The organism is Limimaricola variabilis (genome assembly GCF_014195545.1).
GTDB lineage: Bacteria > Pseudomonadota > Alphaproteobacteria > Rhodobacterales > Rhodobacteraceae > Limimaricola > Limimaricola variabilis.
Genome location: NZ_JACIBX010000014.1, coordinates 22,882 through 35,801, shown reverse-complemented (window position 1 = coordinate 35,801; position 12,920 = coordinate 22,882). Strand labels below are relative to the sequence as shown.

The 12,920-nt window shown below is 63.2% G+C and carries 10 protein-coding genes and 2 pseudogenes; 8 read left to right on the top strand and 4 right to left on the bottom strand.

Features of this window, described 5'->3' with window-relative positions:
* Positions 1-46: 46 nt before the first annotated feature.
* Genes FHS00_RS14915 through FHS00_RS14905 form a run of 3 tightly spaced genes read left to right on the top strand, consistent with a single transcriptional unit; the run spans position 47 to position 2,836 of the window.
* Positions 47-1,021, top strand: a complete 975-nt coding sequence (locus FHS00_RS14915; RefSeq protein ID WP_183474884.1) for a FecCD family ABC transporter permease — start codon at positions 47-49, stop codon at positions 1,019-1,021.
* On the top strand, positions 1,018-2,025 hold the full coding sequence (locus FHS00_RS14910) for a FecCD family ABC transporter permease (protein ID WP_183474883.1): 1,008 nt from the start codon (positions 1,018-1,020) through the stop codon (positions 2,023-2,025). Before FHS00_RS14915 ends, FHS00_RS14910 begins: the two co-directional genes overlap by 4 nt.
* Positions 2,018-2,836 (top strand): ABC transporter ATP-binding protein, encoded by an 819-nt coding sequence (locus tag FHS00_RS14905; protein WP_183474882.1) that lies wholly within the window; start codon positions 2,018-2,020, stop codon positions 2,834-2,836. The genes FHS00_RS14910 and FHS00_RS14905 overlap by 8 nt, the downstream gene beginning before the upstream one ends.
* Positions 2,837-2,923: 87 nt before the next feature.
* Here the strand turns inward: FHS00_RS14905 and FHS00_RS14900 are convergent, their stop codons facing one another.
* On the bottom strand, positions 2,924-4,516 hold the full coding sequence (locus FHS00_RS14900) for a primase C-terminal domain-containing protein (RefSeq protein WP_183474881.1): 1,593 nt from the start codon (positions 4,514-4,516) through the stop codon (positions 2,924-2,926).
* A 565-nt stretch (positions 4,517-5,081) separates the two neighbouring features.
* On the opposite strand from FHS00_RS14900, the gene FHS00_RS14895 reads away from it, so the two are divergent.
* Together FHS00_RS14895 and FHS00_RS14890 are read left to right on the top strand one after the other, a co-directional pair.
* A complete protein-coding gene (locus FHS00_RS14895; RefSeq protein ID WP_425486047.1) occupies positions 5,082-5,213 on the top strand; it encodes a hypothetical protein in 132 nt (43 codons plus the stop codon).
* Positions 5,210-5,942: pseudogene (locus FHS00_RS14890) on the top strand (amino acid ABC transporter ATP-binding protein). Before FHS00_RS14895 ends, FHS00_RS14890 begins: the two are co-directional and overlap by 4 nt.
* Positions 5,943-6,282: 340 nt before the next feature.
* Here FHS00_RS14890 and FHS00_RS14885 read toward each other — a convergent pair.
* On the bottom strand, positions 6,283-6,693 hold the full coding sequence (locus FHS00_RS14885; protein ID WP_183474879.1) for a hypothetical protein: 411 nt from the start codon (positions 6,691-6,693) through the stop codon (positions 6,283-6,285).
* Between the two features lie 146 nt (positions 6,694-6,839).
* Positions 6,840-7,316, bottom strand: a complete 477-nt coding sequence (locus tag FHS00_RS14880; protein WP_183474878.1) for a hypothetical protein — start codon at positions 7,314-7,316, stop codon at positions 6,840-6,842.
* A gap of 1,029 nt (positions 7,317-8,345) precedes the next feature.
* Between FHS00_RS14880 and FHS00_RS14875 the strand changes: the two genes are divergently transcribed.
* Entirely contained in the window at positions 8,346-9,539 is a 1,194-nt protein-coding gene (locus FHS00_RS14875; RefSeq protein WP_183474877.1) for a Fic family protein, read from the top strand.
* A gap of 148 nt (positions 9,540-9,687) precedes the next feature.
* Complete coding sequence (locus tag FHS00_RS14870; RefSeq protein ID WP_246391376.1) at positions 9,688-10,188, top strand: superoxide dismutase family protein; 501 nt, start codon at positions 9,688-9,690, stop codon at positions 10,186-10,188.
* 340 nt (positions 10,189-10,528) lie between these two features.
* Here FHS00_RS14870 and FHS00_RS14865 read toward each other — a convergent pair whose 3' ends face one another.
* On the bottom strand, positions 10,529-11,737 hold the full coding sequence (locus tag FHS00_RS14865) for a TRAP transporter large permease (protein ID WP_425486046.1): 1,209 nt from the start codon (positions 11,735-11,737) through the stop codon (positions 10,529-10,531).
* Here FHS00_RS14865 and FHS00_RS14860 point away from each other — a divergent pair.
* A pseudogene (locus tag FHS00_RS14860) lies at positions 11,633-12,739 on the top strand (IS3 family transposase). The gene FHS00_RS14865 and the pseudogene FHS00_RS14860 overlap by 105 nt on opposite strands.
* Positions 12,740-12,920 lie beyond the last annotated feature (181 nt).

The following is a 12,920-nucleotide window of genomic DNA, read 5'->3' as shown; positions in this document are numbered from 1 at the left end:
TCAAGTCTATAATTGACTGTTCCTGTCGGATTTGCGAGCAGGCGTCATGCGCCATGTCCTGCCCCTGTCTTTTCTCGTCGTGGCTTTAGCCGTTTTGTCCTTGCATCTCGGGCTGAGGCCGACTGGGCCTGCGACGGTCTGGCAGGCCCTCTGGGGCGAAGGACAAGACGCAGCCGAGTTGATCGTTAGGGGGCTTCGCGTGCCCCGCATGGCGCTGGCGCTTGGCGTCGGTGCCGCGCTCGGCGTCGCGGGCCTGCTGACACAGGCAGCGCTCCGCAATCCCGTGGCCGAGCCGGGGCTGATCGGCGTCAATGCCGGGGCGGGCTTTGCCGTGGTGCTCGCTCTCTCGGTCTGGCAAGTCGGCAACCTCGGCCTTCTCACCCTCTGCGCGGCGTTCGGGGCTCTGACCGCGACGGCGCTACTGTTTGGAATTGCGGGCGGTGGCCGAAGCAGTGCGGGGCCTCTGCGCCTCCTGCTGTCCGGCGTCACGGTAGCGGCCCTGCTGTCGGCCGGAACGCAGGTCGCCATCATACTCGACGAGAAGGCGATGGAAGATCTGCTGTTCTGGCTTTCCGGCGGCTTTGCCGATCGCCCCATCGCAGCGCTCGACCCCGCCCTTCCGGTGATGATCGGCGCCGCCGGCATCGCGTGGTTCCATGCCTCCGTGCTGGACGTTCTGGCCGCCGATGACGAGACGGCGCAGGCGCTCGGCCTGCCGGTGGTCACGGCCCGGATCGCGATTCTGGGGCTGGCCGCCCTGCTTGCGGGGACCGCTGTCGCGGTCGCGGGCCCGGTGGCGTTCATCGGGCTCGGCGCGCCGCATCTGGCGCGCGCCATGCGGGTCACGGGACATGCCCGGCTTCTGCCGCTCGCGGCACTCTGGGGAGCCGCCCTGGCGCTCACTGCCGATATTCTCGCGCGTTACCTGATCTGGCCGGGCGAGGCACCGCTCTCGGCGGTCACCGCACTGGCCGGTGTGCCCCTACTGCTGGCACTGCTCCATCGGCGGGCCCCGGCATGAACGTCACCGCGGCACGCCTCGGCTTACTGGGCATGCTTCTGTCGGCCCTTCTGCTGACCGGGATCGGCACCGGCAGCAGTTTCCTCGGTCCGGATCGGGTCATCGCTGCGCTCTGGGGCACGGGCGAGCGCATGGACATGGTCATCGTCTGGACGCTGCGCCTGCCCCGAGTGGCACTCGCGGCGCTCGCAGGGGCCGCGCTGGCGCTGTCGGGCGCGCTGTTGCAGCGCGCCACCCGCAATCCGCTCGCCGCGCCCTCGGTGCTGGGCATCACCGATGGCGCCGCCGTCGGGGTGCTGTTGTTCCTGACCATCTCCTCCGATGCCGCGAACCACCTGACGGTGCCGGTGGCCTGGCAGCCCGCCTTCGCCGGGCTGGGTGCCACGGGTTTCGCGCTTCTCGTGCTGCTGTTGGGTGGCAGGCATCGCGCAGATCCGCTGCGCCTTCTGCTTTACGGCGTGGCGCTTGCCGCGCTGGCCAAGGCACTCGTCGTGCTCCTGCTGATCGTCGGACCCGTCTACCGCGCCTCGCAGGCGCTGATCTGGCTGGCAGGTTCGGTGCAGGCCGCGCAGGGACGCGATGTGGTGCTGCTCGGCAGCGTGCTTGGCCTCTCGCTGCCGGTGCTCATTCTTCTCGCGCGGCCGCTCGACCAGCTGCGGCTCGATCCGGACAGCGCCTTTGCCACCGGCCTGCCCGTGGCGGCCGTGCGCGGGGCTGCCCTGGCCCTGGCCGTCGCGCTCGCCGCGGGCGCGGTCAGCGTGGCCGGCGGGATCGGTTTCGTCGGGCTGCTGGCCCCCCATGCCGCACGCCTGCTGTTCGGGTCGCGGGCCGCGCCGCAACTCATCGGGGCGGCCCTGCTGGGGGCGGCCATGACGACCGGCGCGGATTTGCTGGTGCGGCTGGCCTTCCAGCCGCTCGAAGTGCCGGTGGGCGCCGTGACCGCCGCACTTGGCGCACCCTTCTTTCTGTGGCTTCTCAATCGCCGAGGTGATCCCCATGCCTGACACTCATATTGCCCTCCGGGAGGCGGCTGCCGGCTATGGCGTCCGGCTCGTCTTCGAGGGCCTCACGCTCGAGATCCCGGCGGGACAGGTCACCGCGCTGTGCGGCCCGAATGGCTGTGGCAAGTCGACCGCGCTGAAGGCGATGCGCCGGCTGCTGCCGCTGCGGCACGGGGCAGCCCTTATTGGAGATCGCCCTGTTACCGAGCGCAGCGCGAGAACCCTCGCCCGCGAGATTGCGATGCTGGGCCAGACACCCGAGGCCCCCGGAGACCTCACCGTGCGCGATCTCGCAGGCCTTGGCCGCTATGCGCATGCGAGCCGCTTTACGGGGCCGGGCGCGGCGGATCGCGCGGCGATCGATGCTGCCTTGTCAGCGGTGGACCTCTCGGATCTTGCCGACCGGCCCATCGCCGCGCTCTCGGGTGGCCAGCTCCAGCGCGCCTGGCTGGCCATGACCGTGGCGCAGGAGGCTCCGGCGATCCTGCTCGACGAGCCCACCAACCACCTCGACATCGCCCATGCCCTCGAGACGCTCGACCTTGTGCGTCGCCTCGCGCATGAGATGGGCCGAACCGTGGTGGTGGTGCTGCACGATCTCAATCTCGCCGCGCGTTTCGCGGACAGGTTGGTGCTCTTCAGGGATGGCCGCGTTACCGGACAGGGCCCCGTCTCTGAAGTGTTCCGGCCCGAGCTGATCTCCCATGTCTTCGACATCGGGTGCGAGATCGTGATGACGTCGGTAGGACCCATGGTCGTTCCGTTCAAAAATAGTCGGGCTGCTGCACAAGATGGTCAGCGAAAAGCGGCCTGAGCATAGGGAGGCTTTGCACCGCCGGCTGCCGCGAGAATTTTAGCCTAGGTTTCGAACACGATGGCGGAGTTCATCAGCAAGACACCCCTAGAAAGGAGGATCCGTATGATCCCGACGGATGACGTTACCCTCCGCGTCCCTGGGTGGGGAGATGCCCGTGCTCAAGGGGATCACCTGCCCCCCGTTTCTTTGAGACGCCCGCACAGCATGGGGCATGCGGTTGCCCAGCCTTATAAGGTTACCTGTACCTTCAGGGAGGGTTTCCTTATGCTCCTCGCCGTGCGGCTGCTCTCCCTTCTTATAGGTGGCGCCGGTGTGTTCGGTGGATTTTTTGATAGGGCCAATCTCTGAGTGCACCATTTTGACCCCCATCCTCGCCCTCTGTGCAGCGCTCTGAGAGTCGGACGGCAGCCGAACGCACACCCCTTGACGGAGGCTGTCGAGACGCTCGCGTGAGGTGGAAGCATGTCCATCCCAGTGAGCGCGCACGGTATTCACACTCAGTTCGGTAAGGCGAGCCACCCCTTTCTTCGTCGGCACCTCGCCTTGGGACTTCATGAACTCCCGTGCAGCCGAGATCTTCTTCGCATTGGCCTCGACCTGCTTTGAATTGGCATAGAGAGCACCGATAGCCTGACGCCGCTTTCGCGAGTTGCCTGCGTGCATATATTCGCGCGCAGCGCCTCGGTTCTTGTAAGTGGCAGGGTCTGGCTGATGCTTCCAAGTCCAGCGTGCGATCGAGCGTGCGATCGACTGGCATTCGCTGACCGACATCGGGTTGTGGGCATTGTGGAGCTGATTGTGCTCGTTGACCTCCAGGATCATGTGCTCGATAAAGCGCTCCTCTGAGCGGAAGCTCGACCAGCTCTGATATGCAATCCAGCGGCAGGCCTCCCAAGCACCGCAATTGCGGCCGGTCGCATCCGCATCTTCCTGAGCACTCCGTCTCGCCCAAGAAAGATCCTGGCGATACTGCCGCGGCATCTTCTTATACTCTTCGACATCGAGTTCGAGCAGCGCAGCCAACTCATAGAGCGAGGTTTTCTTCCGGGTTCCGGAGATTACGGCCCATCGTGGACTCTCCGGATTCTTGGTGCTGACTTTCTGGCCTGGATCGACGGCCGCACCATACTGGCGCAATCGCTCACAAATATTATGATAAATGACCTTGAGCAGATAATAGGCGCGCCTGTCGCACTCAGGGACCCCGCGTTCGAGCAGAATCGTCGCATGCAACCTCTTCAGGCCGTGCTGGCCATACCCGCCCCGCTCAAGGTCGGCCATGATATCCTCGTCCGTGAACGGCTCTCCGACGAGCATCGAGAAATGAATGCCCGTATCCTCGAAGAGCTCCAGAAAAGCTGCGACACCGTTGTTGCAGTCGATATCAAACGTCAAAGCGTTGTGCATGCGCCCAGATCGGAATGACGGATTGATACAGATATAATCATCGCTTCGAACTTCTGCCTTCGGATGAAGCTTGAGGTTCGCTTTGCCTTCGGCGCTGCTTCGTACGTAATCTGGCAGCCAGATTTCGTCGATGAACGAACGGCCGCCAACGCCGCAAGGAGGCTTGGCCTTTACCAGTGTCAGGCGCGGCTTCGGCCGGCAGTTTGCAGGGTTCTGCACGCCGTAGAACGCATTCGGGTTGGGTGAAGTAGATCTGCGTACCAGTCCCATGGTCGGTCTCACTGCTCTGGATGAGAGCAGGAGGGCGTCCATGGCTCACATCGTCACCCGTTGTCCGGGCTGTTCTGACGGCAGTATACAGGCCGAAGGCCGAACGCGTGAGCGCTCCATCCAAGGGCCGGCAAGATTCCGCTGTCATGTCAGATGTATGCGAGGCGTTCTTAATCTAACGTTTAAGATCTTCTGGGTGAAGGTCACGCGAAGAGAGCACAGGCAGTTCAAGGCAACGTCGGGCGTATCATCCCGCAGAGGCTAGCAATCCTGTCCCGTCCCGTGTGAGCTATTCAGGTTACATCACCTGAACCCGGTCGGTGAGGCGTTGGACGTCCGGGCTGGTGGGTCGGCGCTTGGGAGGGGGCCTGACATCGGCTTGGGGAACTTGTTTGCAAAGCGAAGGAATATCTTTGCAGATATTGAGGTGGTCTGTAAAAATGTTTCCTTATTTTGGTTCGATGTTTCTTTACTATTGAGTAATGGGGGGAGAGCTGCGGTAAGTTCGAAGGTATAAATCGGGTCGGCCGGAATTCGTGCCCAAGAAGCATCCAGTGCTGTATCTTTGCTGGATTCTTGTGCGCTCTACTTCGAGGCGTTCCTCGTGGTTGCGGTGATCTACTGGATCATCTTCGGGGCGCTGTCTTTCGCGCAGCGCGGCCTCGAAACCCGCCTCAACCGGGCCTTCGCCCGATGATCGAGATCACCGGACTGACCTAAGGGCTTCGGCCAGGGACCGGTGCTGAACGGTATCGACCTTTCTATCGCACCCGGCGAGCGGATCGTGGTGATCGGCCCGTCGGGCACCGGCAAGTCGACGCGGCTGCGCTGCCTGAATTTCCTCGACCGGCCCGAGGCCGGCACGATCCGCCTGGGCGACCTGACGGTGGATGCCGCGAGGGCCAGCAAGGCGCAGATCCTCGCGCTCAGGCGCCGCACCGCCTTCGTGTTCCAGAACTACGCGCTGTTCGCCAACAAGACCGCGCGCGAGAACATCACCGAGGCCCTGGTCACGGTGCAGAAGAAGCCGCGCGCGGAAGCCGAGGCCCGGGCGGCGACGATCCTGAGCGAGATCGGGCTTTCGGAGAAGGCCGACAGTTACCCCGCCGCGCTCTCGGGCGGGCAGCAGCAGCGCGTGGGCATCGGCCGGGCGATGGCGCTCGACGCGCAGTTGATGCTGTTCGACGAGCCTACCTCGGCGCTCGACCCAGAGTGGGTGGGCGAGGTGCTCGACCTGATGCGGCGGGTGGCCGAGCAGCATCAGACCATGCTGATCGTCACCCACGAGATGCAGTTCGCCCGCGAAATCGCCCACCGGGTGATCTTCATGGAGGGCGGACGTATCGTCGAGCAAGGCCCGCCGTCGCAGATTTTCGACGACCCGCAGGATGCGCGCACCAAGTCCTTCCTGCGTCGCGTGCGCTGATGCTCGATCCCCGCCGTCCGGGGTAGCCGCGCCCGGGGCCGCTGCGCGACACGCCACCTCTCGAGCCGGCCTTGCTTGCTGCTGCGCGCCATACAGGCCGCAGCAGCACGATTAGGTCGCTGGTGCTCCGCTTGTGCGATACATCCTGGGCGGCTTAGTCCCCACCCGATGAACCGCACAACTACGTCCCGGCTAAGGAACCTATCGCTGTCTATCTCGGCATTCCCGCCGCATAGTCGTGAGGCAGTTCGTCCGAGAGCACGGGTCTCCTTCAGAGTGTTCGCGGTGCCTTTGCCTCCTGGGGCAGCTGGCACTGAACCGCGCGATCTTTGCCAGACGCCTATGCGGCATGCCCTTGCGTCGTGTCAGCCAGGGCTTCCGGGGTGAGGTCGATCTCGCACTGCATGGGCATGCCACCGGCACATTGCACCTGCTCCACGGAAGACAACACCCATCCGTCTACCGCACGCCGGAAGTCGAACCGTAGTCCGAAATATTCGTCGTCGGTTTCTCGCTCGGGCGTTGCCGGTCGGTAGGTCACGAGGGTCCCTTCCAGATTGTTTGGCTGAACGCCCCGATTGAGAAGCTGCAAGTCGATCGTCCGCACCAGCATGGCAATGCTGTCTCCACTGACGTGTTGCTGGCAGCTGTCATCCGGCCAGCTGGCAGCATCGATCGCGTCCTCGATCTGTTGGCGAGCAAAATCGGGGCAGAAGGTTTCGGCTTGGCTTGAGATGGTGACTTCAGTCATGCTTGCCTCGGATTGTTGATGGACGGACAGGGCATCTGGCCCCACCCGGATTGTGAAATTTTTGCCGACACGAGCTCTGCGCTTCCCTGTGATGGGATCGCCGAAGGTCAGCTGAAGCAGAGTGTGTCAGCGGGAGAACCAGGAACTCAGGCTGCTTCGCCAAACTGTGGCTCCTGATTGGCTCTGCGCGTGACAGCATGCACAGCGATGTTCTCGAATGTCCGTCGAAGCATATCCGCCCGCGCAGCTTTCGAAATTCTGATGTCCAGCTTTTCGCCGCTGTCCGAGCGTCGAGAGACTTTCTCGGCAGCCGCCAGGCGCCATCCATCCGTTACACGCTGCAAAGTCACGGATGTGGTGGCAACGCTTCTGGCTTTTCGCGCATAAGCACCGCCCGGGCCACCAGGCGTATACTTGATGACTGTGCCTACCAGGTTGCGCTTAGTGACGCCGCCGTCTGTCAGACGCTTTTCCATTTTCAGGGCGATCCAGCGCACCGTGCTGGCATCCAGAGTCCACGTGGTTGCCCGTCCGTTGACTGCATGCAGTACCGTTTCAGCCATCTCCAGAAGTTCTTCCTCGGGGCGCGGGTCGCTCATGCTGGTGATTTTCAGTTTAGCCATGATCTGCCTCAGGTATCGTTTTTCTAGGGCGGTGTTGGTGAAGACAGAACCTCGCGAGCCTTCAGCTGCCTGCGCGGCCCCGCATCACCTTCCGCCCTGACCTTCTAACAGACTTTGCAGGCAAGAAAGCAGGAAAATTTCGGAATAATCCTTGTTTGTCAGGGGCTTAATCTAAACTTCCTTTTAACCACACCAGCGTATGCTAGGGTTTGCTCCTTGGTTGTGTAGCGCAAGAAATGCGTTCATGACGTCGCGTAAGCCAAGGTTCGCGGTCTTCGTGGCGTTGACTCAGAGGAGGCACGAGTGTTCGTGGAAGGGTGGAGAAGATCCCGGTCAGTAGCCTCTATCGTGCTGTGTCGCAGGCCTGCACAGACCTTCGGGGATCGCACCGCATGCAATCAGGTCCGACACTGGCAATCACCACCGATCTTCGAGAGGGGCCGAATTGCAAGAACTGGAGCCGGTGACGAAGGCGACGAGAACCTTGGGCAGATGGGTGCTGATCGACTTGGCTACGAAGAAGTGGGCAGTGGCTCTATGCGCGAGCGTGCCAACTTTGGGTGCCTGACAGATCAAGGCGCTGATCGACGACCGTCTATCGCACTCGGCTGCATGTGACCCTCGCTCCGGCAAGCCCCGCCCGCTTTCTCTCGGCAGGGCTATTGGCCGATCGGATACGCGGGGCGCGCCCGCCGTCGCCGCCATGACATCTCGCCTACCCAAGTTCACCATCGATCCGTTGAAGCTCACCAGCAAACAGATGGGGGTGACGAGGTTACGCGAAGCGGCAGTGCAGTCTGCTTCGTCAAAGGAGAAGGGTGGGCTGCCGCGCACCGGTGACAGTCTACAAACCATGACGCCCTTTCCGGCCGTCCAACCGGAACAAGAAGCGGAACATTAAATGATGGTGTCGCGGTAGAACGTCTTGTAATATACTGCGAGACATAGATATTCTTTCCTTTATACTCCTGTGTTAGCGGGCGAGAAAGCGGAACTCCAAGGGGGGCCTTGAGGCTTCATGTCCTGATCATGACACAGCTGCGCGACGATCAGGAAACCATCTATGCGGTGGAGCCGCTTCTCCCGGAGGAGGCTTCGAAACACCGGCCCGCTCTCAATGATCTCGCGCTCGAGTTGGCGACGGTTTCCGCGGAGCTGAGCGCTGCCCTGCCCCCGGCGATCCGTGCGCCGTTGAGCGGGCTGGTCCGCTCGATGAACTGCTACTACTCGAACCTGATCGAGGGGCACGACACGCATCCGATCGATATCGAGCGGGCGTTGCGGCAGGACTTCAGCGCCGACCGGGAAAAGCGGAACCTGCAACTCGAGGCCGTCGCGCATATCGCGGTCCAGAAGTGGATCGATGAAGGTGGGCTGACGGAGCATCCCCTGCATCCGGAAAGCCTGCGCGAGCTTCATCGGCGCTTCTGCACAGGGCTGCCGGAAGACCTGCTTCTGCAAAAGGATCCTGAAGGAAAGCTCCTGCCGGTCGTCCTTGGCCAGTTCCGGGAAGGCTACGTAAGAGTCGGCCGACCCGTGCCGCCCAGCCCCGGCGCGGTGCCGCGGTTGCTGGCTCACATGCACCGGATGTACCGCATGCAAGGCCGGCTGGGCAGCGTCTTGGCGATCGCCTGCGCGCATCATCGGCTGGTCTGGGTCCACCCGTTCACCGACATGAACGGACGGGTCGCCCGAATGGTCGCCCATGCCATGTTGCGCGACACGGTGAGATCGGAAGGCCTCTGGTCAGCGTCCCGGGGCCTCGCTCGCAACGTGGGAGACTATAAGACCCGCCTCGAGGCGGCCGATGCGACACGTCCCGGCAGCGCAGATGGGCGCGGCGCGCTCTCGGAAGCCCGGCTCGCTGAATTTGCGCAGTTCTTCCTACAATGCTGTATCGACCAGGTCTCCTTCATGTCCGGCCTGATGCGACCGACCGAGCTGAGGGGGCGCATCGTGGATTGGGCGCGGCAGCAGGAAGCGCGTGGTGTCGTGCTCAAGGGCAGCGATCGGATCCTGCGGGCCATTCTGATGGAGGGTGAGGTCGAACGGGGAGCGGTTCCCGACATGCTGGGGGTCAGCGACAGACAGGCACGGAAGGTAACGGCCCGGCTTCTCGAGCTGGAAGCTCTGGCATCCGAGGGTCCACGCTCCCCACTGCGGCTGCATTTCCCGGCGACACTCGCAGCGGCATGGATGCCGAACCTTTTCCCCGAGAAGTAAGGGTCACACGAGAGGGCGTGTCTGCCGTCGAAATGACAGGATGACCACTCGGATCAAGGAGATGACCCGGGCTACATGACAAACGGGCCGAGGGAACAGCTCCCGGCTCCCTCCGTTCAGTGAGCACAGCCATTAGATGGAGGATTCCATGAAGACGCTATCTCTGTGTGCGACACTCGCTCTGCTGCCTGCCTCGGCGTTTGCTCAAGACGCGACGGCCAACCTGATGGGGCCGGACGGCTCAGATATGGGCCGCGTGACGCTGACCCAGACGCCGAATGGCGTGATCGTCTCGCTTGACGCTCAAGGTCTCGACGAAGGTGAGCATGGCTTCCATGTCCACGAAACCGGGGCCTGCTCGCCCGACTTCGAAGCCGCTGGCGGTCACTACAATCCGACGGGGGCCGAGCACGGCATGAAGAACGAGGCAGGAGCACATGCGGGCGACATGCCAAACATCTATGCAAACGCCGAGGGCGGCGCGAAAGCAGACGCCTTCCTCCATGACGTCTCGCTTGAAGAAGGAGTCGAGGGCACGCTCTTCGACGATGACGGCTCCGCGATCATCATTCATGCCCAGGCCGATACCTACGAGGCAGAGGCTGGCGCTGGTGACCGGGTGGCCTGTGGGATCATCGGAGAGAACTGAGCTTGGAGCCTGCCAAGGGGTTCCTGTGCCCCCCCGACGCACTCCACGAAGAAGCTGGCGGCGGCAGTTCCATGGCCGGTCCCGCCGAGCAAGCGGCCTGAATAAGGGCCGGCGACAAAACTTTGACAAACACCGACCATCGTCTCAGCCATGGTGGCCCACCTCCAATAAGTGGCGTTTGAAGGCGTTTTCTGAGGTGGCGATGGGCTGACAGCGGTGTTGCCCTCGAAATAGCAGCCGCAAAATACCATCGACGATTGTTCGCTTAGCACAGCCCCCTGCCCCACGAAAAAGGCCCGCCCCTGCAGGGGGCGGGCCGGTCATGCCTGACGGGCACGTCTCAGTAGATGGCGATTGCCGGGAACAGGATCAGCACCGCGACCGCCAGCGCCTGCAGGCCGATGAAGGGCAGCAGCGAACGGAAGATGTCACCGAGGCTGATATCCGGCGGCGCCACCGATTTGAGGTAGAACGCCGCCGGCCCGAAGGGCGGGCTGAGAAAGCTCATCTGCATGTTCATGCAGAACACCACGCCGAACCAGACCGGGTCGTAGCCCATCGAGGTGATGATCGGCACAAAGATCGGCATCGTCAGAAGCGCGATCCCGACCCAGTCGAGGAACATGCCCAGCACGAACAACAGCGCCATCATGAACAGCAGCACGATCACCGGCTCGTCCGAGATGCCGGTGATCAGCGCCGAGACGAACTTGATGCCGCCCATCAGGTTGAACACCCCCACCAGCGCCGTGGCGCCGATGCCGATCCAGACGATCATGCCGACGGTCTGCAGGGTCTGCAGCGCCGCGGCCTTCATCAGCCCGATCGTGAACTCGCCGCGGATCATCGTCGAGAGCGTCACCCCGAGCACGCCGACGGCCGAGGCCTCGGTGACGCTGGCGATGCCGCCATAGATCGAGCCCAGCACGCCGATCACCACGAGGATCGGCAGGAACAGCCCCTTGGCCAGCCGCAGCTTCTCGGCGGTGGAGGCGCGCGGCCCCTCGACCACCGGCGCCATCGCCGGGTTGAGATAGGCGCGGATCAGCACATAGGCCACGTAGAAGCCCGCCAGCATCAGCCCGGGGATGAAGGCGGCGGTGAACAGGTCGCCGATCGAGACGTTGGCGGTCAGCCCGTAGATGATCAGCACGATCGAGGGCGGCACCATGGTGCCGAGCGCGCCGCCGGCGCAGACCACGCCGATGGCGAGGTTCTTGTCGTAGCCCAGCCGCAGCATCTGCGGCAGCGCGATCAGCCCCAGAAGCACCACCTCGCCGCCGATGATGCCCGACATCGCGGCGAGGATGACGGCCACCTGGCCTGCCCCCTGAAAAGTGGTCCTCCCTGAAGTAGGCTTTCGAGCCAGTTGGAGGATGCAGGAATGCCCCAGAAGAAGCAGAAGCCGGAAGAGATCGTCGGGAAGCTCCGGCAGGTCGACGTCTTGGTATCTCAAGGCCGGACGGTGTCTGAAGCCGTGCGCACCATCGGCGTGACGCAGTTCACGTATTACCGGTGGCGCAAGGAGTTCGGCGGCCTGAAGACCCACCAGGTGAAGCGCTTGAAGGAGCTCGAGAAGGAGAACGAGCGGCTGCGCAAGGCCGTCTCCGACCTGACGCTCGAGAAGCTGATCCTGAAGGAGGCGGCCTCGGGAAACTTCTGAGCCCCGCCCGCCGCCGTGCCTGTATCGACCACGTCCGGCAAAAGCTCCGTGTCTCGGAGCGGTTTGTCTGTCGCGTGCTTGGGCAGCACCGCTCGACCCAGCGGAAGACGCCGCGCGGACGGGCCGATGAAGATGCGCTGACTGCGGACATCATCGCGCTCGCCGGTCGGTTTGGCCGCTATGGCTACCGTCGCATCACCGCGCTCCTCCGGGAGACCGGATGGGCAGTGAACGTGAAGCGCGTCGAGCGGATCTGGCGGCGGGAGGGGCTGAAGGTTCCGCGGAAGTAACCGAGAAAGGTCGGCTTTGGCTGGGCGACGGGTCGTGCATCCGTCTGCGACCAGAGCGGCCAAACCAAGTCTGGTCCTACGACTTTGTCGAGAGCCGGACCCATGATGGGAGGAAGTTTCGCATGCTCAACGTCGTCGACGAGTTCACCCGGGAGTGCCTGGCGATCCGGATCGACCGGAAGCTTAACTCGACCGCCGTGGTCGACGTCCTGACCGATCTCTTCATTCTGCGGGGGTGCCAAGCCATGTTCGGTCAGATAATGGCCTGGAATTTATCGCCAAAGCCGTCCGGGACTGGATCGATGCCGTCGGTGCGAAAACGGCTTTCATCGAGCCCGGCAGCCCATGGGAGAACGGTTACTGCGAGAGCTTCAATTCGAAGCTGCGCGACGAGCTACTGGACGGCGAGATATTCTACTCGCTCGCCGAGGCACGTGTCGTGATCGAGGCATGGCGGGTCCATTACAATACCGCGCGGCCACACTCGTCTCTGGGCTATCGCCCACCCGCGCCAGAGGCCGTTCAATGGCCTTCAAACGAAGGTGGATCACCCCCGCCCAACGCACCAAGAGTGGCTTCAAGGCCGGTCATACACTAAGACTGAAACCGGACCACCCGATAGGGGCAGGCCACCCATGGCTGACCGGAAATTTCGCTTCCCGAGTCAGCCGTGCAGTTCTGGAGCTGCAGGCGGCAGAGGATCGCGCTAGCCCCGCAAAAAGATCCTCTGCCGCGTCCTGCTGTTTCAGCAGTGCGGTAGGTATGGTGCCAAATACGTC